24 protein-coding genes and 1 pseudogene are annotated in these 26,557 nt (G+C 61.8%); 15 read left to right on the top strand and 10 right to left on the bottom strand.

Annotation, left to right across the window (positions count from 1 at the left end):
- Positions 1–5 precede the first annotated feature (5 nt).
- Both N2599_RS07010 and N2599_RS07005 read right to left on the bottom strand, forming a co-directional pair.
- A complete protein-coding gene (locus N2599_RS07010; protein ID WP_027511923.1) occupies positions 6–332 on the bottom strand; it encodes a hypothetical protein in 327 nt (108 codons plus the stop codon).
- A 30-nt stretch (positions 333–362) separates the two neighbouring features.
- The gene (locus N2599_RS07005) at positions 363–1,022 is read right to left on the bottom strand and encodes a dihydrofolate reductase family protein (protein ID WP_027511924.1); all 660 of its coding nucleotides are present in this window, start codon (positions 1,020–1,022) and stop codon (positions 363–365) included.
- A 203-nt stretch (positions 1,023–1,225) separates the two neighbouring features.
- On the opposite strand from N2599_RS07005, the gene N2599_RS07000 reads away from it, so the two are divergent.
- The 4 genes from N2599_RS07000 to uvrB all read left to right on the top strand — a co-directional run bounded on the left by N2599_RS07000 (position 1,226) and on the right by uvrB (position 6,742).
- A complete protein-coding gene (locus N2599_RS07000; RefSeq protein ID WP_027511925.1) occupies positions 1,226–1,789 on the top strand; it encodes a GNAT family N-acetyltransferase in 564 nt (187 codons plus the stop codon).
- 252 nt (positions 1,790–2,041) lie between these two features.
- Positions 2,042–2,488, top strand: coding sequence for an SRPBCC family protein (locus N2599_RS06995; RefSeq protein ID WP_027511926.1), 447 nt, complete (start codon positions 2,042–2,044; stop codon positions 2,486–2,488).
- A gap of 96 nt (positions 2,489–2,584) precedes the next feature.
- Entirely contained in the window at positions 2,585–3,643 is a 1,059-nt protein-coding gene (locus tag N2599_RS06990; RefSeq protein ID WP_027511927.1) for an adenylate/guanylate cyclase domain-containing protein, read from the top strand.
- Between the two features lie 93 nt (positions 3,644–3,736).
- Positions 3,737–6,742 (top strand): excinuclease ABC subunit UvrB, encoded by a 3,006-nt coding sequence (gene uvrB / locus N2599_RS06985; protein ID WP_260308081.1) that lies wholly within the window; start codon positions 3,737–3,739, stop codon positions 6,740–6,742.
- 83 nt (positions 6,743–6,825) lie between these two features.
- On the opposite strand, the gene N2599_RS06980 is transcribed toward uvrB, so the two are convergent.
- The 3 genes from N2599_RS06980 to N2599_RS06970 all read right to left on the bottom strand — a co-directional run bounded on the left by N2599_RS06980 (position 6,826) and on the right by N2599_RS06970 (position 8,980).
- On the bottom strand, positions 6,826–7,137 hold the full coding sequence (locus N2599_RS06980) for a putative quinol monooxygenase (RefSeq protein ID WP_027511929.1): 312 nt from the start codon (positions 7,135–7,137) through the stop codon (positions 6,826–6,828).
- Between the two features lie 562 nt (positions 7,138–7,699).
- Entirely contained in the window at positions 7,700–8,305 is a 606-nt protein-coding gene (locus N2599_RS06975; protein ID WP_027511930.1) for a J domain-containing protein, read from the bottom strand.
- Positions 8,306–8,635: 330 nt separating this feature from the next.
- Positions 8,636–8,980 carry a hypothetical protein gene (locus tag N2599_RS06970; protein ID WP_156915315.1) on the bottom strand — a complete coding sequence of 115 codons (345 nt, stop codon included), beginning with the start codon at positions 8,978–8,980 and terminating at the stop codon, positions 8,636–8,638.
- Between the two features lie 291 nt (positions 8,981–9,271).
- Here N2599_RS06970 and N2599_RS06965 point away from each other — a divergent pair, with 291 nt between their 5' ends.
- Positions 9,272–9,484, top strand: a complete 213-nt coding sequence (locus tag N2599_RS06965) for a cold-shock protein (protein WP_027511931.1) — start codon at positions 9,272–9,274, stop codon at positions 9,482–9,484.
- A gap of 66 nt (positions 9,485–9,550) precedes the next feature.
- Here the strand turns inward: N2599_RS06965 and dusA are convergent, their stop codons facing one another.
- From dusA to N2599_RS06945, 4 genes and pseudogenes are all read right to left on the bottom strand, one after another.
- Positions 9,551–10,513 (bottom strand): tRNA dihydrouridine(20/20a) synthase DusA, encoded by a 963-nt coding sequence (dusA, locus tag N2599_RS06960; RefSeq protein ID WP_244914970.1) that lies wholly within the window; start codon positions 10,511–10,513, stop codon positions 9,551–9,553.
- Positions 10,514–10,717: 204 nt separating this feature from the next.
- Positions 10,718–11,035 (bottom strand): annotated as a pseudogene (locus tag N2599_RS06955) (Pycsar system effector family protein); the annotation flags it as partial.
- An 80-nt stretch (positions 11,036–11,115) separates the two neighbouring features.
- Positions 11,116–12,435: an LLM class flavin-dependent oxidoreductase gene (locus N2599_RS06950; protein ID WP_027513852.1), complete on the bottom strand. Its 1,320-nt coding sequence runs from the start codon at positions 12,433–12,435 to the stop codon at positions 11,116–11,118.
- 427 nt (positions 12,436–12,862) lie between these two features.
- Positions 12,863–13,030, bottom strand: coding sequence for a hypothetical protein (locus N2599_RS06945; protein ID WP_156915389.1), 168 nt, complete (start codon positions 13,028–13,030; stop codon positions 12,863–12,865).
- 19 nt (positions 13,031–13,049) lie between these two features.
- On the opposite strand from N2599_RS06945, the gene N2599_RS06940 reads away from it, so the two are divergent.
- The 6 genes from N2599_RS06940 to N2599_RS06915 all read left to right on the top strand — a co-directional run bounded on the left by N2599_RS06940 (position 13,050) and on the right by N2599_RS06915 (position 18,756).
- Entirely contained in the window at positions 13,050–13,535 is a 486-nt protein-coding gene (locus N2599_RS06940) for an NAD(P)H-dependent oxidoreductase (RefSeq protein ID WP_244914965.1), read from the top strand.
- 290 nt (positions 13,536–13,825) lie between these two features.
- Entirely contained in the window at positions 13,826–14,860 is a 1,035-nt protein-coding gene (locus tag N2599_RS06935) for an ABC transporter substrate-binding protein (RefSeq protein ID WP_084606770.1), read from the top strand.
- A gap of 77 nt (positions 14,861–14,937) precedes the next feature.
- Positions 14,938–15,768, top strand: coding sequence for an ABC transporter ATP-binding protein (locus N2599_RS06930; RefSeq protein ID WP_037144381.1), 831 nt, complete (start codon positions 14,938–14,940; stop codon positions 15,766–15,768).
- Positions 15,761–16,666 carry an ABC transporter permease gene (locus tag N2599_RS06925; protein WP_051336860.1) on the top strand — a complete coding sequence of 302 codons (906 nt, stop codon included), beginning with the start codon at positions 15,761–15,763 and terminating at the stop codon, positions 16,664–16,666. Before N2599_RS06930 ends, N2599_RS06925 begins: the two co-directional genes overlap by 8 nt.
- 21 nt (positions 16,667–16,687) lie before the next feature.
- Positions 16,688–17,692 carry a C-terminal binding protein gene (locus N2599_RS06920; protein WP_027513855.1) on the top strand — a complete coding sequence of 335 codons (1,005 nt, stop codon included), beginning with the start codon at positions 16,688–16,690 and terminating at the stop codon, positions 17,690–17,692.
- Positions 17,689–18,756, top strand: coding sequence for an LLM class flavin-dependent oxidoreductase (locus N2599_RS06915; protein ID WP_027513856.1), 1,068 nt, complete (start codon positions 17,689–17,691; stop codon positions 18,754–18,756). The genes N2599_RS06920 and N2599_RS06915 overlap by 4 nt, the downstream gene beginning before the upstream one ends.
- Positions 18,757–18,936: 180 nt before the next feature.
- Here N2599_RS06915 and N2599_RS06910 read toward each other — a convergent pair whose 3' ends face one another.
- Positions 18,937–19,476, bottom strand: a complete 540-nt coding sequence (locus N2599_RS06910) for a Pycsar system effector family protein (RefSeq protein WP_027513243.1) — start codon at positions 19,474–19,476, stop codon at positions 18,937–18,939.
- Positions 19,477–19,591: 115 nt separating this feature from the next.
- Between N2599_RS06910 and N2599_RS06905 the strand changes: the two genes are divergently transcribed.
- From N2599_RS06905 to N2599_RS06890, 4 genes are all read left to right on the top strand, one after another.
- Entirely contained in the window at positions 19,592–23,254 is a 3,663-nt protein-coding gene (locus N2599_RS06905; protein WP_027513244.1) for a FecR domain-containing protein, read from the top strand.
- Positions 23,254–25,233, top strand: a complete 1,980-nt coding sequence (locus tag N2599_RS06900) for an adenylate/guanylate cyclase domain-containing protein (RefSeq protein ID WP_027513245.1) — start codon at positions 23,254–23,256, stop codon at positions 25,231–25,233. The genes N2599_RS06905 and N2599_RS06900 overlap by 1 nt, the downstream gene beginning before the upstream one ends.
- Before the next feature lie 75 nt (positions 25,234–25,308).
- Complete coding sequence (locus tag N2599_RS06895; protein ID WP_037143841.1) at positions 25,309–26,010, top strand: fumarylacetoacetate hydrolase family protein; 702 nt, start codon at positions 25,309–25,311, stop codon at positions 26,008–26,010.
- Positions 26,011–26,020: 10 nt separating this feature from the next.
- Complete coding sequence (locus N2599_RS06890; protein ID WP_027513247.1) at positions 26,021–26,551, top strand: gamma carbonic anhydrase family protein; 531 nt, start codon at positions 26,021–26,023, stop codon at positions 26,549–26,551.
- Positions 26,552–26,557 lie beyond the last annotated feature (6 nt).

Below are 26,557 nucleotides of genomic sequence, written 5' to 3'. Positions count from 1 at the left end.
AGCGCTCAGCGCTCAGCGGCCAGCTTTTCGCGAATATGGTCCGGCCCACCGGTCATTCGCCGTGCGAACGGCCGGTCAGGGTCCACGACGCGCCAGAAGGGAGCGCTGGCATCCTCGCTGATGCGCACCAGGTGCCGCTGCACGGTCACCGGGCAGCACGCATCGGCTCCGTATTTTGCCGCGAGTGCACGTCTCAGCGCCGCCGGGTCCGACAGATGGCCCGGTTGGGCCGCCCGCAGTTCGTCGGCGACCATCGTCTCGCTTGGGATCAGCATGCTCTGCGTCAGGCTTTTGCCTTTGCGCCGCATTTTGATGACCGGAATGTCCTCCATGCTTCACCTCTCCAAACGGCGTCCAGAGCCTCAGCTCAGGTTCCTGCGCCGCTCCATTTCGGCCGCGCTTGGCTGGTCGGGTCCGAATGAGCCTGTGACGACGTCGCCGTTGCGAGCGTATTTGTTGATCGTCACGCCGGAGCCGGAGACCCGTGAGCTCACGAGTTTCAGCGCGCCGGGAAAGGCGCCGTCGCCGAACAATTTCTTGCCCTTGCCGAGCACGACCGGAAATAAGAAAACATTGAATTCATCGACTAGGTCGTTTCTGAACAGGGTCTGCAGAAAGTCGGTCGAGCCCTGGGTCAGCAAATCCGGGCCTTCCCCGCTTTTCAACGTCCTGAGTGCGGCGACCGCATCGGTACCGAGCAACTGGCTGTTCTGCCAGCTGAGCTTGAAGTCCGGATTGCGGGTCGCGACATATTTGGTGATGCGGTCGAACAGCGGGCCGATCGAGTCGTCGGCATCGACATATGGCCAATATGCGGCGAAGATATCATAGGTCTTGCGGCCGAGCAGAAGGTCGAACGGCTTGGCGAACATCTCGTCCACGGCCTTCCCCATTGCCTCGTCGAAATAAGGCCAGACCCAGCCGCCATACTTGAAGCCACCGACAGGGTCTTCGTGCGGGCCGCCCGGCGCCTGCATGACGCCATCAAGACTGACGAATGCACCGGTGATAACCTTTCTCATGTCTGCTCTCCTCTGTGCGAGCCCTTGTGGCCCTTACCTGCCAAGGACGTGTGGCCGCCGCCTGTCCCGACAACGGCCCCGGAAAAACTTGAAAAGATGCCGGCAGAAACAACATGCCTTCCACAAAGAGCGACCGCAACCGGTGGAAAGCCACTGTGTGGTGCCAGCGTTGAACGCGACAAATCCAGCGAAGGGTATGTTGCATGGAACTCGAGATTCGCCCGCTCACGCCTGACTTATGGCCTTTCCTTGAGGATCTCTTCGGTAAGACCGGCGCCGCCAGCCGTTGCTGGTGCATGTATGGGCGGATCGGTGCGGCCTATCGCAAGCGGCCGGGCGAGGAAAACAAGGCGGTGTTCCGCGAGATCGTCAAGCGCGGCCCGCCACCGGGCCTTCTTGCCTTCCATGGCGATGTCGCGGTCGGCTGGTGCCAGCTCACGCCACGCGACGCCGTTCCTGCGTTGGACCGGCAGTGGCGGGTGAAGCGGGTAGACGATGCTCCAGTCTGGGCGCTGTCCTGCCTTTATGTGCGCAAGGGCTATCGCCGGCAGGGCGTGACGTTCGAGCTGATCCTGGCGGCCTTGAAGACCGCCAGGATGGCAAAGGCACCGGCCCTTGAAGCCTACCCCTTCGATGCCAGGGTGTCGCCGAGCGCTTCGGGCAGCGGCTATGCGTCGACCTTCACGCGCGCCGGCTTCAAGGTCGTCGCCCGGCGGATTCGCGCGCGCCCGATCATGCGCCACGATTTGAAGGAGACCGCCGATTGACCGTTCGTCACCGGCAATGGCTCCCGATACCCCCCGGGGAGAACGTCTACAACCATCATCTCCGGCGCTGGCGAGTCCATGGAATCCCGTCACACTTGTCACTCCCATCATTTCGATGGCAAGGGCTAAAGTTGGTGCCATGTTAGGTGCTTGAGGTGCCCTTGTTGAGGGAGAGCTTCCGCCTACATGCTGCGGGGTAGCACTTTGCCATCCTCCGCCCCAGGTGCCATGACAAACACGGGAGAGAGACCGATGCAAGAGTCCCTTGTCGTTCGCCGCGAGACGCATATTCCGGCGCCGCCCTCCGCGGTGTTCGCCCTCCTGACCGATCCGGAGAAGATTCTGCGCTGGATGGGAACGGAGGCGGAGATCGAGCCGCAGCCTGGAGGAATCTATCTGGTCAACGTCACCGGTGCCCGCTTTGCCCGCGGCTCCTTTCGCGAGGTGGTGCCGGTGCACCGCCTGGCCTACAGCTTCGGCTGGGACGGCAGCGAAGTGGTGCCGCCGGGGTCGAGCCTGGTCGAGATCGACCTCGTCGAGCAGCCGGATGGAACACTGCTGCGCCTGACTCATACCGGCCTGCCGAGCACCGAACAATGCGAGGGCCATGCGGAAGGCTGGGCTCATTACCTCGACCGATTGGTCGAAGTCGCAGCCGGGCGCGATCCGGGTCCGGATTCCTTCGCCGGCAAAACGTGACAGCGTCCGCTCCCGAAATTGAATATCCCCGCACGGTGACGCAACAACTGGAGCGGCGCGGATGACAGGCGGCGATCGCGGTGGCATGATCGCGGCATGGATCTACCCCCGCCCCTCGCCTGGCTGGTGGACGAGGCCGGTGCCTCGCCTAGCCCTGAACGATTCTTGTCCGAGCTCGGCGGCCGGCTGCTGGCCGACGGCCTGCCGCTGGCCGGCGCAGCTCTGACGCTCGCGGTGCCGCATCCGATCGTCGCCCGCCGCACCTGGCTCTGGCGGGCGGAGACTGGCGTGGTGATCGAGGCGTTGGCTTTCCCCGGCGCGGCGCTCAACCAGGCCGGACGCGACTGGCTGGCCGGGCTCGGCCCGGTAGAGGAGCACATCGCAGGCTCGGCGCCGGACAGTCCGCTGCTCGGCTGGGCCGGGATACGGCCGTTCGACCAAGCCGAGGCCGGCCGGCTGCGGCAGGCCTCGCGTTTTGCCGCGGCACCGTTGGCAGCGCTCGCCGCAAGGGCGGCGCTTTCAGCACTACTCGAAGCCTATCTCGGGCGGCGCAGTGCCGCGCGGGTGCAGGCCGGCGCGCTGCATCGCGGCACCGGGGAGACGATCCGTGCCGCACTGCTCTGTGCTGATTTGCGCGATTTCACCGCCCTCTCCGAAGCGACAGAGCCTGTGGTGATGATCGCCGCGCTCGATGCGTGGTTCGACCGCGTCGCTGGCGCAGTCCACGCCTTCGGCGGCGAGGTGCTGAAGTTCATGGGCGACGGCGTGCTGGCGATTTTCCCGGCTGCCGGCGCGCCGGCCGAAGCCTGCGAGGCGGCGCTGCGGGCCGCCGCCGCCGCCCGCGCCGGCATGGCCCATCTCGACGCGGCGCGGCAGGCGCAGGGATTGCCGCCGCTGCCTTTCGGCGCGGCCCTGCATTTCGGAGAGATGCTGTGGGGCAATATCGGCGCGGCCGACCGGCTGGACTTCACCGCCATCGGCCCCGCCGTCAACCTAGTCAGCCGGCTCGAAGGGCTATGCAAACCCCTTGGCCGCAGCGTGCTGATCTCCGGCGCGCTCGCGCGAGAGACGGAGGCGGCCCTGACCCCGCTGGGCGAGCACCGGTTGCGCGGCATCGCCGAGCCCTGCGCGGTCTTCACCCTGCCGGAGGATTGAGCCCACTGTTGGCGAAATCCGAACGATTCATTCGTTTCCCTTTTGTACTCTTTGCCTCTTCCCTTTCGCCCTGACTCTCGCCATATTCCGCCCATGGCCAAATCGACGAAGAAATCCCCCGCCCCGAACGGCTTCGAGGAAGCCCCGCAGTCGTCCTTTGAAGGCGCTCCGCTGGAGGGCTCCGTCGCCGACTGGGTGAAGCAATTAGAAGCCGACGCCGAGGCGTCCAGCGTCGAGACGCAGCGCGAGATCGCCTCCAAGGCCGGCAAGCACCGCAAGAAGGTGGAGATCGCCGCCTCCAAATCCGCACGGGGAACATCGATGGGCGGCTCGACCGACCCGAAGACCCGCGCCCGTGCCGGCCTCAATCCGGTTTCCGGCATGGACACGACGCTGGAGGAGGCCGCCTCGCTGAATGCCGGCACCGCGGTTACGGCCACAGTCGAGGCGCTCTCGGCGCTCATCGAGTCCGGCAATCCGCTGCACAAGAACGGCAAAATCTGGACGCCGCACCGCCCGGCCCGGCCGGAGAAGTCCGAGGGCGGCATCAAGATCCGCATGGTCTCCGACTACGAGCCCGCCGGCGACCAGCCGACGGCGATCCGCGACCTCGTCGAGGGCCTTGAGAACGATGACCGCTCCCAGGTGCTGCTCGGCGTCACCGGCTCCGGCAAGACCTTCACCATGGCCAAGGTGATCGAGGCGACCCAGCGTCCCGCCGTGATCCTGGCGCCGAACAAGACGCTCGCCGCCCAGCTCTATTCCGAGTTCAAGAACTTCTTCCCCGACAACGCGGTGGAATATTTCGTCTCCTATTACGACTACTACCAGCCGGAGGCCTACGTCCCGCGCTCCGACACCTATATCGAAAAGGAATCGTCGATCAACGAGCAGATCGACCGCATGCGCCACTCGGCGACGCGCTCGCTGCTCGAACGCGACGATTGCATCATCGTCGCCTCAGTCTCTTGCATCTACGGTATCGGCTCGGTCGAGACCTACACCGCCATGACCTTCCAGATGTCGGTCGGCGACCGGCTCGACCAGCGCCAACTGCTCGCCGACCTCGTCGCCCAGCAGTACAAGCGCCGCGACATGGATTTCCAGCGCGGCTCATTTCGCGTCCGCGGCGACACGATCGAGCTCTTCCCCGCCCACTTGGAAGACGCGGCCTGGCGCATAAGCATGTTTGGCGACGAGATCGACGCCATCACCGAGTTCGATCCGCTGACCGGCCAGAAGACCGGCGACCTGAAATCGGTGAAGATCTACGCCAACTCGCACTATGTCACGCCGCGCCCCACGCTCAACGGCGCCATCAGGGCGATCAAGGAGGAGCTGAAGCTCCGCCTCGCCGAGCTGGAAAAGGCCGGCCGCCTGCTGGAGGCCCAGCGCCTGGAGCAGCGCACCCGCTACGACATCGAGATGCTGGAGGCGACCGGCTCCTGCGCCGGCATCGAGAACTATTCGCGCTACCTCACCGGCCGTGCCCCTGGCGAGCCGCCGCCCACCCTCTTCGAATATATCCCTGACAACGCCCTGCTGTTCATCGACGAGAGCCACGTCACCGTACCGCAGATCGGCGGCATGTACCGCGGCGACTTCCGCCGCAAGGCGACGCTTGCCGAATACGGCTTCCGCCTGCCGTCCTGCATGGACAACCGCCCGCTGCGCTTCGAGGAATGGGACGCGATGCGCCCGGACACCGTCGCCGTCTCCGCCACGCCGGGCGGCTGGGAGATGGAGCAGGCCGGCGGCGTCTTCGCCGAACAGGTCATCCGCCCGACCGGCCTCATCGACCCGCCGGTGGAGGTCCGCTCCGCCCGCTCCCAGGTTGACGACGTGCTCGGCGAAATCCGCGAGACCGCCGCCAAGGGCTATCGCACCCTCGTCACCGTACTCACCAAGCGCATGGCCGAGGACCTCACCGAATACCTGCATGAGCAGGGCGTGCGCGTCCGCTACATGCATTCCGACATCGACACGCTGGAGCGCATCGAGATCATCCGCGATCTGCGGCTCGGCGCCTTCGACGTGCTGGTCGGCATCAACCTCTTGCGCGAAGGCCTCGACATCCCCGAATGCGGCTTCGTCGCCATCCTCGACGCCGACAAGGAAGGTTTTCTGCGCTCCGAGACGTCCCTCATCCAGACGATCGGCCGCGCCGCACGCAACGTCGACGGCAAGGTCATCCTCTATGCCGACAATGTCACCGGCTCGATGAAGCGCGCCATGGAGGAAACCGGCCGCCGCCGCGAAAAGCAGGTGGCCTACAACCTCGAACACGGCATCACCCCGGAATCGGTGAAGGCCCGCATCTCCGATATCCTCGATTCCGTCTACGAGCGCGACCACGTCCGCGCCGACATCTCCGGCGTCTCCGGCAAGGGCTTCGCCGACGGCGGCAACCTCGTCGGCAACAACCTGCAGACCCATCTCAACGCGCTTGAAAAACAGATGCGCGATGCAGCCGCCGACCTCGACTTCGAAAAAGCCGCCCGCCTGCGCGACGAAATCAAACGCCTCAAAGCCGCCGAGCTTGCGGTCATGGACGACCCGATGGCGCGCGAGGAGTCCAGGGCGATGGAGGCCGGTGGAAGAAAGAAGATCGGCGCGGCAAACGCAACCGACTCCCTCCCCCTTGTGGGGAAGGTTGGAGAGGGGAAACCACGATCCGCAGCGTCAGCCGCAAATATCCCTCCCGGCCCTTCGGGTCACCCTGCCCGCAAGGGCGAGGGAAAGAGCGGCACCTACTTCGCCAAACCCACCCTTGACGACATGGGCCCAGGCACGGACGCCGTAAAACCCCTCTTCCGCAAGAACACCCTTGACGAAATGACCGTCGGCCGCACCGAAAAACCGATCACCGGCAAGCTGCCGGAAAAGCCGCAGACGCAGAGCCCCTCCTCGCTCCAACGGGGAGAGGATAGTTCGCCCCGCGCGGCGCAGCCGGGCGATTCGCCGAACTTGGTGAGGGGGAATCCCGACGACCCTCGCCCCCTTGCGCGCGGCAAGACCGGCGCCGGCTCCTACGAGGACCCGGCGGAGCAGAAGCGCAAGGGCCGGACGAAAGGCAAGACCGGACGCCCGGGGCGGTGACCCCTCTCTCCCTCATCCCGACTTGATCCGCGATCCAGCCCCCACGCGTCCGCGCGGTGAATGACTCTTTTTCTCCGCCCTCTTCAGTCAAACCTCTCGTCGATATGCTGCACCCGGTCGGAAATCACATTGTCGATCACCACATTCGACAGCAGCTTCGGACCAACGGCCCACAAGGCGCGCATATGATCCGTATCCTCATGCCTGCGATGCGCTTCCTCGCTGGTGAAGGCCTCGGCCAGCAAAATCCTGTCCGGATGGTCCGGCATCGGCACCAGCTCGATATAGAGGCAATCCGGATCGAGCCGGCTCTTCTCCAGATGCTCCCGCGCCGCCTCAAGATAGGCCGCGCGCTGTCCGGGCTTGGTGGTGAAGAATCCGACGATGCATTTCATGGCGGCCTCCGAGCCTTGGTCCGTCCCGAAGCTTCGCCTATGCGCCGGTCGAAGACAAGCGCGACACTCTCTCGTCCTCTCCGTCATCCTCGGACGCCTCCCGGCCTCTCGTCCACGACAAAGACGGGCGCCGGCTCCCACGAGAATCCGGTGAATCAGAAGCGCAAGGGAGGACGAAGGGGGAAACGGGCCGGCCGACGCGGTAATATTTTCCGAACTCGACTTTAAGCTTATTGGTAAATTCCAGAGCTATTCTGCCCTGCTCAATGATCTCGTACGAATTGAGGGTAAACCTCGTTGAGATAGCTGACCGATTGTTTCTCGGTAATAGCCATATCAAGCTGCGGTCTAACGAACTCAAGTCTTGAAATGCAATCGTGGAGCAACTGCCCATGTCTTGATCCAAATCCATTGAATCTCTAGCGTATTTGCGCGCGCCGTTGCAACCGATAGTGTAGCCCTGTGCCCATGGCACTGCCATGAACGGAACAAATATTACGGCCAAGCATTGGCGGGATGGCACTCAGCTTAGGTGAAAATCGCGAAGGACCAGGTCAGCCCCCTACTCGGCGGCTTCCCCCCGTCGCTCCGTCACGGCCACCATCGCCACCATCTCCACCTCATACGAATAGCCCTCGAGCATCGTATAGGCATGCTCGATCGCCTCGATTTGCCCTTCCGCCTTGCGGATGGCGTCGGTGATCGACTGGCTGCGGGCGCGCAGCATGGAGCCGAGCACGTCGGTTTCCGGGCGCCGGCCGAGGCGGTCGATGTGCTGGCGCACGCGGTTGCGGTGGCGCTCCAGCTCCAGGATATGGAAGCGATTCTTGACGATGTCATCGGAAAGCCTGCGGCGCATGGCGGCTACGGGATCGAAGCTGCCGGGCTCCCGCTCGTCGAGGATGACGTCGTTGACGAGCTTTTCCAGCATCAGCACGCCTTCGAGGTCCTTGGGGTCGGCAAGCTGCGGATCGTAGCCGGTGTCGTCGTAGACGCGGCGGCGCACCGGGTCCTTCAAGAGCTCGTAGGCGGTCTGCAGCCGGCCGAAATGCTCCGCATCGCCGCCCGAGTCGGGATGCGCCGTCTTGGCGGCCTTGCGCCAGGCGCTGCGGATCGCCTGCTCGCCGGCATCGCGGTCAAGTCCGAGCAATACATAGGGATCGATCAAACCGCCCACCTGTCCTTTAGCATTCACCTGTCCCCATTCCCGTGACCTACGCCCTCGGCCCGCCCGCATCAAGCCCGAAGCACCGGCGCCCGCCATATTCGGGTCCAGTCGGGACGAAATTATGGTTTGCCTGCAGGCCACGCTCCCCAACCTGCAATTTCCGGTACGAGCCTCCCGCAATCTCGCGATACGTTGCAATCGCCTCACCTGCAATTTCTAACACTTTGGCCTAAATGTTGAAATTGCTTCCTCTCCCGCAGTGGGGAGGAGCCTTGCTCAGACGTTGCATTATCCCGAACTCGTCTGCCTGACGCGCAGCTGCCGCCGTCATCATCGCTGCGGTCGCGAGGAGAAGACGACCGGCCCCCGCTGCGTTTCGGCGACGAGCGCCAGTGCTTCGATACCGCCCTGCCGCTGGCCGGGGAACTTTGCCAGCAGGTCATGGCCGGCGAGCACCCGCGCCGCTGGTGCCGGCGGCAGATGGCGGCGACGCGGTGGAGATAGCGGCCGCGGTGGCGAAGGGTCGCGCGACGGAGGCCAATGTTTCCGCAGCGTCCTTCGCGAGCTTGCATCGCCCGCACCGGCGGCGCGGTGCCGTTGTGGTACGGAATCCGCAAATGGCACAGGCCCGGCCGTGGCGTGTAACCTTTCGTCAAGTGTTTGAATCTTTGGCATTTCCGGGCTTGCGGCAGCGCATGCCACAATATTACCGCTTGCTTTTTTCCCTGAATGCTGTCACCAATTGCGGCACTCGGGCATTAGCATGCCGGTGACTGGACAGATGTGGTAAAGCCTTCCGTAGCGGAAGGCGGCGCGGGTAATCCCCGCCTGCGTAGACGTTCTTTCCCCGTACGTGACTTCTCCGACTGACCCTTCGTTCCGGTCTAACGGGACGAAAGCTAAAGCCGTCCGCTTCCTCTCGGGGGCGCGGATACCAGACAGACTAAGGGAAAAGGACTATCCCACATGGCCACCAAGGGCATCGTAAAATTCTTCAACCAGGACAAGGGTTTTGGTTTCATCACTCCGGACGGCGGCGCCAAGGACGTATTCGTCCACATCTCCGCTCTGCAGGCGTCGGGCATCCAGTCGCTGCGCGAAGGCCAGCAGGTCACCTTCGACACCGAGCCGGATCGCATGGGCAAAGGCCCGAAGGCCGTCAACATCTCGGCCAACTAATTCGATTTCTGTGTCAAGCAGGAATGAGAACGGCGCCTCCCCTGGCGCCGTTTTTCGTTTTGATCGTCAGGCGCTCAGCGCCGCCTTGGCACCGGAAAAATCCACCGCCGCAAAGGCCGCCGCGATCACCTCCGGCCCGGCGCCTGCCTTCGCCGCATCGACCGAGAGAACCTGCCGGTAGCGCCGCGCACCGGGCAAGCCGGTAAACAGCCCCACCATATGCCGCGCCACGTGCTGCAGCCGCCCGCCGCTTGCGATATGCCGCGCGGCATAGACCATCATGCGGTCGCGCAGCCCGCCCCAATCCGGCACCGCCGCCGGCGCGCCGAAGAAGCGATGATCGAGATCCGCGAGGATCCCAGCGTTCTGATAGGCCGCCCGCCCGAGCATTACGCCGTCGACATGCTTCAAATGTGCCGCTGCCTCGTCCAGCGTCTGGATGCCGCCGTTGATACCGATGAAGACGTCCGGCCAACGCTCCTTCATGCGATAGACAATGCCGTAGTCGAGCGGCGGGATCTCGCGGTTCTCCTTTGGGCTCAAGCCCTTCAGCCAGGCCTTGCGGGCGTGAATCCACACCGCATCGGCCCCGGCATCGAGCACCCGCAACAAGAGTTCCGGCAGCGCCGCCTCCGGCTCCTGGTCGTCGACTCCGATCCGGCATTTCACCGTCACCGGTACTTTGGAGACGGCCTTCATCGCCGCAACGCCATCCGCCACCACCTCCGGCGTCAGCATCAGGCAGGCACCGAAAGTTCCCGACTGTACCCGGTCTGATGGACAGCCGACATTGAGGTTGATCTCGTCGTAGCCGTAGGGGGCGGCGATCCGCACCGCCTCGGCAAGTTTTGCCGGATCCGACCCGCCAAGCTGCAGCGCCACCGGATGCTCCTCGGCGTCAAACGCCAGCAGCCTCTCCCGCGGCCCGTGGATGATCGCGTCGGCGACGACCATTTCGGTATAGAGCAAGGCATTGCGGCTGATCTGCCGGTGGAAGTACCGGCAGTGACGGTCCGTCCAATCGATCATAGGTGCAACGGCGAAGACGGGGCCATTGGAATAATGCCCCTTGCCGTCCGCCACAGACATCTTGCCTTGCGTCATGGTAACTCAATCTCGTTTCGCTGCCGCCCCGCTGCTCCGAACCGGCGCATCGTGAGCTCAGCTCACGCGGGACGAGGGCTTATACAGAAGAAACAGGTCCAAGGCCAGCTCGCGTCATCGCTGCATCGCTTAAGCCGCAATGAGCAGCAGCACGTAGGCGATGACGGTCACCATCAGCCCACGGAAAGCGAACGTCACGCAGCGGTATTTGACGCGCGCGATGGCCGACAGGATGTCGGCATTGTTGAGATATTCGTTGAAGAGATAGACCTCGTCCCGGCGCTGCGCGGCATCCCAGAAGCGATGGCGGTGCTTGCCCCAGGAACCCCAGAAAAGCGAGGTCGACTTGTTCACGTGGCGCGGCAGCACCACAAGGATGGCCGATATGATCGAAAACACCGAGGCTGCGGCAAGCAAGCCTGAGAAAAGCATACTTTGCGGGGAACCCTCAAGTCCGATGCACGTCCTCTACTGTGGGCAGCGTGCAGCAGAGCCATATTGGTGCGCATACCCCCCGGCAAATCCCGTTAGGCGAAGAACGCGTTAGCCGGGCGGGGAAGGCCCAAATGTTCGCGAAGCGTCGTTCCCTCATAATCGTTGCGGAAAAGGCCACGCCGTTGCAATTCCGGAACAAGCCGCTGCGTTACATCGTCCAGACCTTGGGGTAGATAGGGAAAGACGACTGTAAATCCGTCCGATGCTTCCTCCGAAAGCCAGGCCTCCATTTCATCGGCAATGGATTGCGGCGTCCCCACGAAGGCAAGTCCGGCATAGCCGCCGTAGCGCTGTGCGAGCTGGCGAACCGTCAGTTTCTCTTCTTGCGCCAAGCGCACGGCCTGGGCGCGTCCGGTTTTGCTGGCATTGGTTTCCGGAATTTCCGGCAAGGGCTGATCGGGATCGAAACCCGATGCATCATGCCCTAGCGCGATTGACAGTGAAGCGATCGCACTGTCGTAGTGCACAAGGCTGTCGAGCTTGGCGCGTTTGGCTTTCGCCTCCTCGACCGTGTCGCCGATCACGATGAGTGCAGCCGGCAAGATCTTCAAATGCTCGGGCTTGCGACCGAACGCTGGCATTCGCCTCTTGATGTCCGCATAAAGCATCTTTGCGGCGGCAAGATCGCGCGGTGAACAGAAGACGAGCTCCGCGGTCTCGGCGGCAAGCTGGCGACCGGGCTCCGATTGCCCCGCCTGGACGATCACCGGCCAGCCCTGGACAGGCCGGGCAATGTTAAGTGGGCCACGCACGCTGAGTTCTTTACCCTTGTGATCAAGCACGTGCATCTTCGCCGCGTCGAAGAAAATGCCGCTTTGCTGGTCGCGGATGAAGGCATCGTCCGCAAAACTGTCCCAGAGGCCGGTGACGACCTCGTAGAATTCGCGCGCCCGCGCATATCGCTCGCCATGTTCGACATGCTCGTCCAGACCGAAATTCCGGGCGGAATCGGGATTGGACGTGGTGACGATATTCCAGGCTGCGCGTCCGTTACTGATATGATCCAGCGAGGCGAAGCGGCGGGCGACATGATACGGCTCGTCGAACGTGGTCGAAGCTGTGGCGGCAAGGCCGATCTTTTCCGTGACCGAGGCAAGCGCCGAAAGCAGCGTGAAGGGCTCGAATGAGGTGACCGTATGACTGCGGACAAGCGCGTCAATCGGCATGTTCAACACGGCCAGATGGTCGGCCATGAAGAAGGCATCGAACTTCGCCTCCTCGAGCTTTTGGATGAACGACCTGATATGGCCGAAATTGAAATTCGCGTCCGGATAAGATCCGGGATAACGCCACGCTCCCGTGTGCAGGCTGACCGGACGCATGAAGGCTGTAAGATGCAGGGATTTTGCCATGAAGCGGGCTCTCGCAGATATCGTTAGCTCTAAACGTATGTATGCATCGGCTCGGCGCTAAGGAACGCCGTTGCATCAATGGCAGCGGAAATGAAAAATTTGTCTGAGGGGAGAGCTTAGCGGCATCATCGCTCCGGCGACTGCCAAGTTAAGCCGCCTGAGGCTGCAAGCTTCGTCTTCGCCGCAGCGCGTTCTCAGTCCCTTGAAGCTCCCGTGCACAAATGGTCGCGGCAAAACAGCAAATCATCAAACTATTTTCTATAAATTCAGTAGAAAAAGAACGACCAGTCTTTCTTGGTGGCGCACTGTTCCCTTAGGCTTCCTGACATGCGGCAGCGAACGGTTTTGTATCCGACCCGCCTTTTGCATGTGGCCTTTAGGAGACCAATGATTATTCCAAACCTCGTATCCAAACCATCCGTTGGGATCACTCCAGCGGTGCCGACATTTGGTTCCCCATCGGCTCGTCGAGAATATCGCCGATCAGTTGCAGGGATCGGTACGAGCGGGGCGCACCGATGGATTCAATTTCCTGACCTTCACCCTGAAATACGAACTCGGCCTTTTCCGGCAACATCTCGCGCCCGTCGAGCACAAGACGTTTCGTCGAAAGCGTGACCGAAGCTCTGGCGAAACAATCTGGCCTGCAGCATGTGGTGTTTGACGTCGAGGATCTGGGATCATCTCTGACGGCGGCGAGATCGGTAGCCGATCTGGATCCCGTTGCTCGTAGGGTGATCCGAACGATTATCGAGGCCGACGCGCTCGTCATTGGATCGCCAACCTACAAGGGAAGCTATACCGGGCTGTTCAAGCACGTCATCGATCTGCTCGATCCCTCCGATCTGCGTGGCAAACCGATCGTGCTGACGGCTACAGGGGGCGGAGACCGGCATTCGCTTGTCGTCGAGCACCAGTTGCGCCCGCTTTTCGCATTTTTCGAAGCCTTCGTCACGCCGACCGCCATCTATGCCTCGGGCCGTGATTTCACCGACGGCGCCCCCTCGCTTGCCATCCTCGGCCGCGTGAACCAGGCGCTTTGCGAGGCTTCCATGCTTATCAACGCACGCTCGACCTCTGCGGCGATAGCGGCGGAGTAGTAATCCGCCGCCGCCCGCATCGTACCGAAGAACTCCCACCCGCGAAGTCGCCTGCTTCGAGCAGAACATCCCGCGCCAAGTAGATTTTTCGACATTTCGGCTGTGCCGAGCGATTCTGCTCTCATTTCACGCGCCGGAATAGAACACCACTATATTGATAGATTTCATCGTGAACCTTAGCCTGTGAGCATAAAGCTGGTTCAGCGAAGATGCAGCTTTCCAAGAATCCACGCGGAGAAGCACGCGCTTCATCGCGTTCACTTAAATCATTTCGCCGAATAGAGGTATTTATGAAGGCACTTGGCCTTACGACATTGAGCGTCAAATTTGGTCGCCGCACGGCTCTTGGCGCGGCATTCGGCATTGCCGCCACGCTGCTCGCAGGACAGACCGCAGCCGAGGGCAGGATCAGGATCGCACAGCAGTTCGGCATTTCCTACCTGATCCTGGATGTCGTTCGCGACCAAAAACTCATCGAAAGACATGGCAACGAAGCTGGCGTCGACATTGACGTCGAGTGGGCGAGCATTTCCGGCGCGACCGCGATGAACGAGGCGCTTCTGGCCAACAATCTCGACATCGTCTCGGCAGGCGTGCCGCCTGCGTTGACGATGTGGGATCGCACCAAGGGTGACGTCAAGCTAGTGGCAGCCCTTGGCTCCTTGCCGAACTATCTCATCACCACCAATCCGGATGTCCATACGCTGAAGGATTTCAGCGACAAGGACCGGATCGCTGTGCCTGCCGCCGGTGTTGGCTTCCAGTCGCGGACGCTGCAGATCGAGGCTGCCAAACTCTTCGGCGCTGACAATTTCCAGAAGCTCGACCAGATTTCCGTTAGCCTGCCGCATCCGGATGCGACCGCGGCATTGATTTCCGGCGGCACTGAGGTGAACTCGCATTTTTCCTCTGCGCCTTTCTATTACCAGGCGTTGCAGGCAAATAAGGCAGTCCACAAGGTTATCAGTTCCTATGACATTCTGGGCGGGCCAGCGACATTCAACGTTCTTTACACCAGCACGGCCTTCCACGACGAAAATCCGAAGACCTATGCAGCCTTCTACGCAGCCCTGCGTGAGGCTGCAGATTGGATCAACGCAAACAAGCAGAAGGCTGCAGAAGCCTTCATTCGTCAGCAGGGTTCGAAGCTGTCGCCGCAGCTCGTTGTCGATATCATCAACGATCCCGAGAACGATTTCACGATCAGGCCTCAGAACACCTTCGTTTATGCGACCGAGCTGCACAAGCTTGGCGTCCTGAAAAAACAGGCAGGTTCCTGGAAGGACTATTTCTTCCCCGAGGCATACGGCGAAAACGGCAGCTGATATCGCATCACAACCTTCACGGCTCACGACTGGATGCGATGCAAGCCTGTTCTGGGCCGTCAACGATGGAATTGAGAATGGACGGCATGACTGCACCCGTTCGGGAGAACGGTGTTCCGCCTTCCCCGCCCCTTCTTTCGGTCGAGGGCGTCACCCTCGAATACCAGGCGCCCGGCCGGGTGGTGCGCGCCACGCAGAATGTCAGCTTTGACGTCTGGGAAGCAGATCGCTTCATCCTGCTCGGTGCTTCGGGCTGCGGCAAGTCCACCCTGCTGAAAGCCGTCGGCGGCTTCATTGCACCTCGCCAGGGACAGATCCTGCTGGACGGGCGGCCCGTGCACGGCCCCGGTCCGGATCGCGTCGTCGTTTTCCAGGAATTCGACCAGTTGCCGCCATGGAAGACGGTGCGGGAGAACGTGGCGTTCCCGGTGCGGGCTTCAGGCCGCCTCAGCCGCAAAGAGGCCGCCGAACGCGCCGAGCACTATATCGAGAAAGTCGGCCTAACCCGCTTCGCGGACGCTTATCCGAACACGCTGTCCGGCGGCATGAAACAACGCGTGGCCATTGCTCGCGCGCTTGCCATGGAACCGCGCGTCCTGTTGATGGATGAACCCTTCGCCGCTCTGGACGCGCTCACGCGGCGAAAAATGCAGGAGGAGCTGCTGGCGCTTTGGGAAGAGGTTCGCTTCACCCTGCTGTTCGTCACCCATTCCATCGAGGAAGCTCTGGTCGTCGGCAACCGCATCGCGCTTTTGTCGCCGCACCCGGGACGCATGCGAGCGGAGATCAACAGCCATGACTGGGATCTCAAAAGTGGCGGGAGCTCGCAATTTCAGGCAGCTGCAAACCGCATCCACCGCCTTCTTTTCGAAGAGGCCTCAGCCGTTGATGGAGCCAGGCATGACTGAAGTCTTGAGCACAGGCGCCAAGACCGGGACGCGCCGCCCTGTGCCTCCTATCCGCCCCGAATACGAGTTGCCGCTCGAGCCGCTTGCTGAATCAAAAAGCGAAGAAGCTCTGCCGCTGTACGAACGCCTCTGGCAGCGCACCTGGCTACGCAAGAGCCTGATCCTGATCTGTCTTGCCTTGCTGTGGGAAATTGCCGCCAGGCTTCAGGGAAATGAGTTGCTCCTGCCGTCGTTCACCACCTCGATAAAAGCCTTGGTGGAGGATATTTCCAGCGGCATTATTCCGAGCCGAGCGATCAACTCGCTGGATGTCCTGATCAAGGGTTATGCGGCAGGTGTCGTTTTAGCCTTCGTTCTGACCTCGCTTGCCGTTTCAACCCGGATCGGGCGCGACCTCCTTTCGACCCTGACCTCCATGCTCAATCCCCTGCCGCCGATCGCCTTGCTGCCGCTGGCGCTCCTGTGGTTTGGGCTGGGACAAGGGAGCCTTGTCTTCGTGCTGATCCATTCGGTGCTCTGGCCGCTGGCGCTCAACATGTATACCGGCTTCACGAGCGTGCCGGAAACCTTGCGGATGGCGGGCCGCAATTACGGACTGCGCGGCTTGCGGTATGTGCTTTTGATCCTTGTACCAGCCGCTCTGCCATCGATCATTGCTGGGCTCAAGATCGGCTGGGCCTTCGCCTGGCGCACCCTGATTGCGGCCGAGCTTGTCTTCGGCGCCTCCTCCGGCAAGGGCGGGCTCGGCTGGTACATCTTCCAGAACCGCAACGAGCTTTACACCGACCGGGTTTTCGCCGGGCTGATCATGGTCATCCTGTTCGGCCTTCTGGTCGAAAACGTCCTGTTCCGCCAGTTGGAGCAGCGAACGGTGGCGAAATGGGGAATGACGCGCTAGCGCCAACGCATCGGGACAAGAATGTCGGATCGTAAGAAATACGCGGTCGGGATAACCGACCACATGATCGGCGCGCCCGATCTTGAAGCGGACGTGCTCGGCGATGATGTCGAGATAGACTTCTTCGCCAGCACGGATGAGGCATCATTCGCCCCTGATCGCCTGGCAAGGCTCGATGCCCTGATGGTCTGGGGCGCACCGCTCGGGCAAAAAAGCATCGCGCACTTGACCCGCTGCAGGGGCGTGGTTGGCGTCGGCTACGAGAAGATCGATCTCGCGGCGCTCGGCAGCGCCGGCATCCCCTTCGCCAACAATCCCGATTACGGCACCGAGGAGGTCGCCGATCATGCGCTGGCGATGATCCTGTCCTTGCATCGGCGGCTCTGGGAACATGACGCCCGCGCTCGTGGATATACGTCCGGATGGCAGGTCCATAGCCTCAAACCACTTTCGCGCTCCAACAAGGCCACCGTGGGTGTGGTCGGCGTCGGCAGAATCGGAACGGCAGTCGTCAACCGGCTGAAACCCTTCGGTTTCCGCATCCTTGGTTACGATCCCGGCCAGCCGCCCGGGCATGAAAAAGCCGTCGGCTATGAACGCACGGACCGACTGGAGGAGCTTCTCGCCCAGTCGGATGTCATCTCCCTCCATTGCCCGGTGAACGGCGAGACGCGCGGCACTCTTGACGCTGACGGTCTCGCCCGGCTGAAGCCCGGAGCCATTGTCGTCAACACTGCACGCGGCGAGTTGATCGAAGATCTCGATGCGCTTGAGGCGGCGCTGCGGAGCGGACATCTCGCCGCCGCCGCGATCGATACGCTGGTCAAAGAGCCGCCCGGAGAACATCCGTTGCTGACAGCGTGGCGGAACCGCGAGGACTGGCTTGCGGGGCGGCTGGTGATCACACCGCACAATGCCTTTTATTCCGATCATGCGGCCGTCGAGATGCGCCGCAATGCGGCAAAGACGGTCAGGTTATTGCTCGACGAGGGCAAACTTCGAAATCAGGTCACGGATAGATCATGAGCAGTCATTCCGAATTCCTCTGGTACATTCCCAACGACGTCAAAGCCGGCCACCGAGGCGATGCGGCTGATCCGGATCACAACAGCCTGGACACGCTGACGGCCCACGCGAAAGCTCTGGAACAGCATGGCTGGAAAGGCGCCCTGATCGGCACAGGCTGGGGACGGCCCGACACTTTCACCATCGCAACTGCGCTCGCCGCCCGCACGACGACCTTCGAGCCACTGATCGCGGTTCGGCCCGGCTATTGGAAACCGGCAAATTTCGCTTCCTCCGCAGCAACCCTCGATCATCTGAGCGGCGGTCGTGTGCGGGTCAATGTCGTGTCCGGGCCGGATGCGCTTGCAGCCTATGGCGACCAGGAAGGTGACCAGGTGCAGCGTTATGCCCGCACGAAGGAATTCATGCGGCTGATCCGCAGGCTCTGGACCGAAGAAGACGTCACCTTCAGTGGTGAGCATTTCCAGGTGACCGGATCCACGGCGGCGCCGCGGCTCGCACCGATCGGCGATCGCCGTCATCCCAAACTCTATTTCGGAGGTGCCTCGGAAGCGGCCGAGCGGGTCGCCGTGACCGAAGCCGACGTCCAGCTCTTCTGGGGCGAACCATTGGATGGCGTGCGGGAGCGGATCGAGCGGCTGAAGGCACTCGGCAAGACACTCGATCGCGACCTGCAGCCACTGGAATTCGGCCTCAGGATCACCACTCTCGTTCGGGATACGACGGAGCAGGCCTGGGCGGATGCGGAAGCGAAGGTTGCCAAAATGGCCGAGGGAGCGGCGGGAAGCTGGCAGGACCATCGCCACGGGGTTGCCGTCGGTCAGCAACGCCTCCTGGACCTTGCCCGGCAAGGCGACGTGCTGGATGACAATCTCTACACGGCGCCGGGAAAATTCGGCGGAGGTGGAGCGGGAACCACCTGGCTGGTCGGGTCAGCCGAGGACGTTGCGCGCTCGCTGCGCAAATATGAAGAGCTTGGCATTACCCATTTTGTGCTCTCCGATACGCCATACCTTACGGAAATAAAACGGCAAGGCAGCCAGTTGCTCCCCCTTCTTGCCTAGAGAACCCGCAGGAGAGCGGCATCGGGCTGGAAGCGGCGTGACCGTGCCGGTCTTTCGTCGTGATGGTTTCGCTGCCGCCCCGCTGCTCCGAACCGGCACATCGTGAGCTCAGCTCACGCGGGACGAGGGCTTATACAGAAGAAACAGGTCCAAGGCCAGCTCGCGTCATCGCTGCATCGCTTAAGCCGCAATGAGCAGCAGCACGTAGGCGATGACGGTCACCATCAGCCCACGGAAAGCGAACGTCACGCAGCGGTATTTGCCGCGCGCGATGGCCGACAGGATGTCGGCATTGTTGAGATATTCGTTGAAGAGATAGACCTCGTCCCGGCGCTGCGCGGCATCCCAGAAGCGATGGCGGTGCTTGCCCCAGGAACCCCAGAAAAGCGAGGTCGATTTGTTCACGTGGCGCGGCAGCACCACGAGGATGGCCGATATGATCGAAAACACCGAGGCTGCGGCAAGCAAGCCTGAGAAAAGCATACTTTGCGGGGAACCTTCAACATAGCGCGTCAAGGTAAACACGCTGCGCACCTCGCTGGAGCTCACCAAGAAGGCGAGCATGAAAGTAAAGATATAGGCAGCCTTCTGGTCGGAAATCTTGATTTGGTCGTAAAAAATATCGTTGATCTTCTTGATGTGATCGAAATATTCGGTCCCGATATCCTCGGTCGAAGGCCCACTCCTCATCAGTTCGGCCGCACTTTCAAAATCCGTCACGTTCTCAACTCCAGCCCCAAAGTGTTTCTCTGATATTACACTTCACAGACAAAGCAATAGTGCGGATACGGCACGGCTTGACTTTTCAACTTCATATAGACACACGCTTTTAGACATGAGGGGTCGATTCATCAATTTAATGTCCGCCGTTGCGGCGTTGGCTGTCGCGGCGCACTGTCTTGCGCGGCCGGCAGCCGCTGAACCCGTGCGGCGCGCGGCACCGGCCGCAGGCTCCGTCATCGACCGCAAAATCGGCGAGGAGGTCCGGTTCGTCGACCTGTCGAACTGGCAGAATATCAACCTGCACCAGGACCTCTTGGGCGGCGATGTGCTGCGCACCAATGCCACCGGCCAGCTCGCAATCCTTTTCGCCGACCACACGCAGGTGCGCCTCGGCCGGAACTCCTCGCTGCAGGTCAAGCAGATGGCCCCGGCGGGCGATACGATCCTGAACCTCCAATCCGGCACGATGTGGGCCCGCGCCCAGCGCGGCGGCTCTGGCCTGACCGTTCAGACACCGGCCGCGGCAGCCGCCATCCGCGGCACCGACTGGACACTGACGGTCAAGGGCGACCAGACGTCGCTCATCGTTCTGGAAGGCCGCGTGGAGCTGAAAAACGAACACGGCAGCGTCGAGGTTGCGCAGGGTGAAGCGGCCGTCGCCACCATCGGCCAGGCGCCCCGCAAGCTTGTGATCGTGACACCCGACGACCGCGAGCAGATGCTGTTCTACCTCACGCTGCGCAGCGGCTTCACCTTCATGCCGGCCTCGCCGCTTTCCGTCCAGAAGATGCGCAGCGAACGAAGCCGCATCGAAGCCAAGGCACCTGAGGCAAGAAGTGCGGAGGATTGGCTGACGCTCGCCGAGGTGCAGCTGTCGCTCGACGGCCGGCGAAAGGTGCTGGAATCGCTGGCGAAAGCTCGTGCCTTGAAGCTTTCCACCGCGCAGCGCGCCCGGGCCGACCTGATCGAAGCCTTGATCGCCGGCGCCGAGAAGCGGTACGACGAGGCGGCAAGATTGTTCTCGCGGGCCGAGCGGTCGCTCGATCCGCAGCGCCGCAGCATCGCAGCCTATGGCGGTTATTATTCGCGTTCGCTACGCGATCCGGACCATACTGAAAAGCCGCCGGCAAACGTCACCGGTCCCTACGCTGCCGTGATGAAGGCGTATACGGCAGGCTTCCTCGAGGATATTCCCGCAGCAATCGCGACAATGAAGCAGGCGGAAGCGCGATATCCGAACGATTCCACCCTGCCCGCCTTGCGCGCGCAGCTCGCGATGCTGATCAACGACCGTATCCAGATGAAGGAGGCGATCGACCGCTCGCTCGCGATCGACCCAACCGACCCTAACGCGCTGCAGGCCCGCGCCCGCATGCGCGCCGACTACGAAGGCAATCTCGACGGTGCGCTGGAGGATCTGAACAACGCGATCAAGGTCGCGCCGGGCTCGTCCATGGCTTGGAACGATCTTGGCCTGCTCCAGGATGCCCGCGGCGCGACGCGTGAAGCGGAAGCCGCACTCAAGAAGTCCATCGAGCTCGATCCCGACGATCCGGTTGGCCACGCCAATCTCGCGATCCTCTACCTCGACCAGTCGCGGATGAAGGAGGCAAAGCGCGAGATCGATTTGGCCTTGGCTGCCGATCCGGCTTTCGACATCGCGCTGCTGGCGCGTGGACGCTATTATCTGCAAACCGGCGAGATGGACAAGGCGATCGACGACCTACTGGCCGCCTCGACCGCCAATCCCGGCTATTCGCAGGCCCAGTTGATGCTCGCCGCCGGCCACTACGAAAAGGGCGACCGCGACCCGTCAAACCAGGCGCTCGACAATGCCGATCGGCTGGACGAGAACGACCCGGTCATTTCCTCCTTCCGCACCGCCGTCGCCATCGACGATTACGATGCCGATGGCGCAATAGAATATGCACAGGAGTTCCTGCGACGTTCGAAAGCGCGCGGCGGTCACTACGGATCGCTTGGCGCGAACCAGGATGCCGGATCGACGTTGAACAATGCGTTCCGGCTGCAGGGATTGAACGCCTGGGGCCGCTACTATGGTGACGCCGTCTTCGATCCGTTCGCCGGCAGCGCCTATGTCGACCAGTCGATCCGCGGCAATATCAGGCCGTTCGCAAATACGGAAATCTTTGACGACGAAATCGATCCGTACAAGCTTAATCCGAACAGCTTTTCGGCGCTGGTTCAGGGTCTTCTGCTCGATCCTCATATGCTGTCGGGCCGATCTCGTTCGGCAAACCTCCTGAGGCGGCCATTTCTGGAAGGTTCGCTTGGCGCAGGCGTGATGAACTCCGCCGGTGAAAACAAACTGATCGGTGAAGCCGAAATCCAGGGCTTTGCCAACGAGCCGTTCCCCATCAGCGGCTTCGCGAATGTCACCTGGGATCAGATTCCGACGGAAGGCCAGGACCGATCTTTTCTCGGACGTTTGCTTGGTCCGGGCAGCTTCAGCGGTGACTTTCGCGCCCTATCAGGCAATGGATATCTGACGGCCACACCCAATCCCGATGACCGTTTTGTCCTCTATGCAAATCATTCGGACAGCAACGTCGATCAAGACATAGCATTTCCATTGGCGGCCGCTGAACAAAATGGCGACGCCGAGACGAGGGCGACGGCAGCAGGTCTTGGCTGGAGCCACACCTTTGGCTACCGCAATGTACTAAATATGGCGGCCTTCTATACGGAAGCCAACGAAGACATTACTCAGGTTTTCGGCCCGCCACCGACATCGGAGAGAATTGCTAAAGCATCACAAGAAAGCTACGTCGCGGCCATCAATCACCTCTACGGGGACGATGAGCTGACCTGGCGATATGGCCTTGAAGGTGGGTTCGTAGATGTCAAGGCCATGGACGAGTTTGCCGGTATTCCGATTAAAAGCTCGGTCGATGAAAGAATTGGTATCGGCCGGGCATACGTTGACCTGCTCCACGAAATCACGCCAGATCTCAAAGCAGAATATGCCCTCTTTGGCACTGTCATGGATGGCGAAACAACGGACGTACACCGGTTGGAGCCACGTTTCGGCCTAGCTTGGGCACCTGCTGATGGTCAGTGGCTGCGCGCAGCATTCATGCGTCAGAGCTTCGATTTCGGCACACCTACACTCTCACCTATCGGTGTCTTAGGTCTGCAGCCGAACCAGTCGTTTATCGGTATCGACGGTTACGCGGACACGATCGCGCTGCAATGGGATGCCCAATGGACGGATCGTCTGTTCACGAGCGTCGACTATCAGCATCAAGAAATTCGCGACCTCAGCTTGGCCTATCCAACAATCGCGCCATTTGTCTTTCCCCTCCCGCTTGGCGTCGATATTGAAGACGGTCGCATTGACCGGGTCAGCGCGACCGCCAACGTTGCCTTGGAGTACGGATTTGGCGTGTCTGCAACGGCAGCGTATGCAGACTCCAAGAACAACGATCCGGCAAGCGTAGGTTTCGGAAGATCCCTGCCCTACGTACCGGATCAATCAGGGCAGTTCGCCATCACCTGGGTCAACGAAGCCAATATAAAAGTCACTGTGGCTGCGAACTATATCGGTGAACGCGAGGGTAACGACCCACTGTTAGGCAGTGTCCGCCTCGATGACTACTGGACGCTCGACGCCAATCTGATCTGGGAGCCGCTCGACAAGCGCTTCGCCCTCGAGGCGGCTGCCTTCAATCTTCTCGATGAAGATTTCGAAGTGTCGCCAGGCGTTCCGGGCTGGGGCCGTGCGGTGAAGGCCACCCTCAAAGTCCGCTTCTGATGAACACAACCCAGCTCAGCCGTGCTGCGCATTCTCCCGGCCGGCCGTTCAGCAGCCGGCCGGTGCGGCTGGCGGTGCTGGTGCTTTTGACGCTGATTGCCATCTCGCTGCTTTCGCGTCTTCCCGCCTGGTCGCTGCTGGAACTGCGGAGCTTCGATTACCTCTCCACGGTCGATGATCCGCTGCCGCCTGCGGATGCGCCGGTGATCGTGGCGATCGACGAACCATCTCTGGCTGAGATCAATGAGCAATGGCCCTGGCCGCGCAGCCTGCATGCCCGGCTGGTTCGGCAGCTGCGCGCGGCGGGCGTCAGGGCAATCGGCCTTGATATCATCATGGCCGAACAGTCTTCGCGAGAGGACGACGCGGCCATCACCGCGGCCGTCGGCCCGGATGTCGTGCTGGCCGGCGACGAAACACTGATCCAGACGCCGCAGGCCGACCAGCTGATCCGCGCCACGCCGATGCCGCAACTGACTGCGGCTGGCGCGAGAACGGGCATCGCCTCGATCAACCTTGGCGGCGACGGCGTCTTTCGCAATATCCCCTCCTATCAGGACGGCTTTGCCATCACCCTTGCGCAGGCAGCCGGGAGAGCCCCGCGCCGCCTGCCCGCCGATGCACTGATTCAGTCTTTCGGACCATCGCGCAGTTATCCGACGGTCTCGTATTATCAGGCGCTGGACCCAGGAAACTTTCTGCCGCAGGATTTCTTCAAGGACCGCGTGGTGCTTGTCGGGCTCAGCCTGCAGAATGCGCCGGAAATCGACAAAGGCGGCGCCGATGCCTTTGCAACGCCTTACACGGTCCATACCGGCAGACTGGTCGCCGGCGTCGAAATACAGGCGACGATTTACGACAATATCGTGCATGGCTATTCGATCGAGCTGGCGCGCCTTCCGGTGGTTGCCCTCGCCATCCTGATTGCCGCTATGCTCGCTGCCGCGACCGTCTGGAAATCCACGGGCTGGCCGACATTTGCTGCTACGGTTGTGTTCATCGGCGTGGCTGCGGCGCTGAGCTATGCCGGCATCCGTTTCGGCAATCTGTTCGTCGCGCCGCTCGGTCCGACCGTAGCCTTCGTCTCGGTCGCCTTCGGACAAGGCGTGTTCGATTTTGCCGAGGAGCGCCGCAAGAAGAAGCAGATCACTCTCGCTTTCTCGCAATACATCTCGCCCGATCTTGTCAAGCGGCTTTCCGTGGACCCTTCGCAGCTGAAGCTCGGCGGCGAGCGGCGCACCCTTTCCGTCCTGTTTTCGGACGTGCGTGGTTTCACGACGATCGCCGAGACGCTGAAGGACGATCCGGAGCAGCTGACAAGACTCATCAATCGACTGCTGACGCCGCTTTCCGATGTCGTGATGGATCACGGCGGGACGATCGATAAATATATGGGCGACTGCATCATGGCTTTCTGGAACGCGCCGCTCGACGACCCGGAGCATGCCCTGCATGCCGTCGCCTCCGCCCTCGCGATGCAGGAGGCGATCGCGGTCCTGAACAGGCAACTCGAGAAAGAGTCCCGGATAAACGGCACGCCGCTGCATACGCTGAAAATGGGCGTCGGCATCAATACCGGCGAATGCGTCGTCGGCAACATGGGCTCGAACAGGCGTTTCGACTATTCCTGCCTCGGGGACGCGGTCAATCTCGCGTCGCGGCTGGAAGGTGCCTCGAAGAACTACGGGGTTGCTTTGCTTCTCGGCGAAGAGACGGCAAGGCTTGTAGAGGGCACCTATACTATCGCCGAGCTGGACCGTGTCTTGGTCAAGGGCAAGACCCTTTCCACCCCGGTCTTCACAGTGCTGCATCATGCGGATGCCGCGGCGCTGGCAGCACATCGGGCCTTCGTGGAAATGAAATATGCTGGCAAGCTTTCGCCGGATGATCCCGTTTTTGAGACGATGCCGCAGATGATCCCCGAACTTGCGGCCTATTATGCGATCGTTTGCAGCGATGTCTCGGGCACGGAAGGATAATCGTCCCGTTGCGCTTTCCCCGGCTGCGATTTTCCGTTTAAGATCGCGGGACTCGATAACAACAAGAGCATTTTCATGTCCACAGCAGATCCCGCCACCGTCATCCCTCTTCCGCAGCCAGTCCTGCTTCCCATCGAGGGCAGCAACGAGCTTTTTCCGGTGCGCCGGGTCTATTGCGTCGGGCGCAATTATGCCGACCATGCGATCGAGATGGGGCATGATCCGAGCCGCGAGCCGCCGTTTTTCTTCCAGAAGAACGCCGACAACCTGCTGCCGTCCGGCAAGCCGTTTCCCTATCCGCCGCTGTCGAACGACGTGCATTACGAGGCGGAATGCGTGATCGCGCTGAAATCCGGGGGCGCAAACATTCCCCTCGAAAAGGCGCTCCACTGCATCTACGGCTATGCCGTCGGCATCGATTTCACCCGCCGTGATCTGCAGGCCGAGGCAAAGAAGCTCGGCCGCCCCTGGGAAGCGGCGAAGGCGTTCGAATATTCGGCCCCCGTTTCGGCAATCGTGCCCGCAAGCCGCCTCGGCCATCCGGAGGCGGGCCGCATCTGGCTCGACCATAATGACAAGCGCGTTCAGGACGGCGACCTCAGCCAGATGATCTGGAAGACGCCGGAGATCATTGCCGAGCTTTCCAAGCTGTTCATCCTGGCGCCCGGCGATGTCATCATGACCGGCACGCCTGCAGGTGTCGGCGCCGTCAAGAGAGGCGACCGCGTCGAATGCGGCATCGACGGGATTGCAACACTGACCGTCACCGTCGCCTGAGGAGGTCGCCATGCCCGTCTACACACTTGGAGGATTGTCGCCGAAACTGCCGGCGAGCGGGCTCTACTGGATTGCGCCGGATGCGCAGGTGATCGGGCAGACGGAGCTCGGCGAAGGCGTCGGCATCTGGTTCGGCGCGGTGCTGCGCGGGGACAACGAGCCGGTCACCGTCGGCAGGAACACCAATATTCAGGAGGGCGCCATGCTGCATACCGATCCGGGCTTTCCGGTGACGATCGGCGAAGGCTGCACGATCGGCCACCATGCGATCGTCCACGGCTGCACCATCGGCAACAATTCGTTGATCGGCATGGGGGCAACCGTGCTCAACGGTGCAAGGATCGGCAGCAACTGCCTCGTCGGCGCCAATGCGCTGGTGACGGAAGGCAAGGAATTTCCGGATGGCTCGCTGATCGTCGGCGCGCCTGCCCGCGCGATCCGGACGCTCGACGAAAAGGCAATCGATGGACTGAAGCGCTCGGCCGAAAAATACGTCGCCAACTGGCAGCGTTTTGCCCGCGACCTCAAGCGGATCGACTAGCTCCCC

Source organism: Rhizobium sullae (genome assembly GCF_025200715.1).
GTDB classification, from domain to species: domain Bacteria; phylum Pseudomonadota; class Alphaproteobacteria; order Rhizobiales; family Rhizobiaceae; genus Rhizobium; species Rhizobium sullae.
This window is presented reverse-complemented; position numbering and strand designations above follow the sequence as displayed.

Coding starts and splice junctions, on each gene's coding strand:
- N2599_RS07010 (WP_027511923.1), bottom strand. CDS start 332: ATGGAGGACATTCCGGTCATCAAAATGCGGCGCAAAGGCAAAAGCCTG.
- N2599_RS07005 (WP_027511924.1), bottom strand. CDS start 1,022: ATGAGAAAGGTTATCACCGGTGCATTCGTCAGTCTTGATGGCGTCATG.
- N2599_RS07000 (WP_027511925.1), top strand. CDS start 1,226: ATGGAACTCGAGATTCGCCCGCTCACGCCTGACTTATGGCCTTTCCTT.
- N2599_RS06995 (WP_027511926.1), top strand. CDS start 2,042: ATGCAAGAGTCCCTTGTCGTTCGCCGCGAGACGCATATTCCGGCGCCG.
- N2599_RS06990 (WP_027511927.1), top strand. CDS start 2,585: ATGGATCTACCCCCGCCCCTCGCCTGGCTGGTGGACGAGGCCGGTGCC.
- uvrB (WP_260308081.1), top strand. CDS start 3,737: ATGGCCAAATCGACGAAGAAATCCCCCGCCCCGAACGGCTTCGAGGAA.
- N2599_RS06980 (WP_027511929.1), bottom strand. CDS start 7,137: ATGAAATGCATCGTCGGATTCTTCACCACCAAGCCCGGACAGCGCGCG.
- N2599_RS06970 (WP_156915315.1), bottom strand. CDS start 8,980: ATGCCAAAGATTCAAACACTTGACGAAAGGTTACACGCCACGGCCGGG.
- N2599_RS06965 (WP_027511931.1), top strand. CDS start 9,272: ATGGCCACCAAGGGCATCGTAAAATTCTTCAACCAGGACAAGGGTTTT.
- dusA (WP_244914970.1), bottom strand. CDS start 10,513: ATGATCGATTGGACGGACCGTCACTGCCGGTACTTCCACCGGCAGATC.
- N2599_RS06950 (WP_027513852.1), bottom strand. CDS start 12,435: ATGGCAAAATCCCTGCATCTTACAGCCTTCATGCGTCCGGTCAGCCTG.
- N2599_RS06935 (WP_084606770.1), top strand. CDS start 13,826: ATGAAGGCACTTGGCCTTACGACATTGAGCGTCAAATTTGGTCGCCGC.
- N2599_RS06930 (WP_037144381.1), top strand. CDS start 14,938: ATGGACGGCATGACTGCACCCGTTCGGGAGAACGGTGTTCCGCCTTCC.
- N2599_RS06925 (WP_051336860.1), top strand. CDS start 15,761: ATGACTGAAGTCTTGAGCACAGGCGCCAAGACCGGGACGCGCCGCCCT.
- N2599_RS06920 (WP_027513855.1), top strand. CDS start 16,688: ATGTCGGATCGTAAGAAATACGCGGTCGGGATAACCGACCACATGATC.
- N2599_RS06915 (WP_027513856.1), top strand. CDS start 17,689: ATGAGCAGTCATTCCGAATTCCTCTGGTACATTCCCAACGACGTCAAA.
- N2599_RS06905 (WP_027513244.1), top strand. CDS start 19,592: ATGAGGGGTCGATTCATCAATTTAATGTCCGCCGTTGCGGCGTTGGCT.
- N2599_RS06900 (WP_027513245.1), top strand. CDS start 23,254: ATGAACACAACCCAGCTCAGCCGTGCTGCGCATTCTCCCGGCCGGCCG.
- N2599_RS06895 (WP_037143841.1), top strand. CDS start 25,309: ATGTCCACAGCAGATCCCGCCACCGTCATCCCTCTTCCGCAGCCAGTC.
- N2599_RS06890 (WP_027513247.1), top strand. CDS start 26,021: ATGCCCGTCTACACACTTGGAGGATTGTCGCCGAAACTGCCGGCGAGC.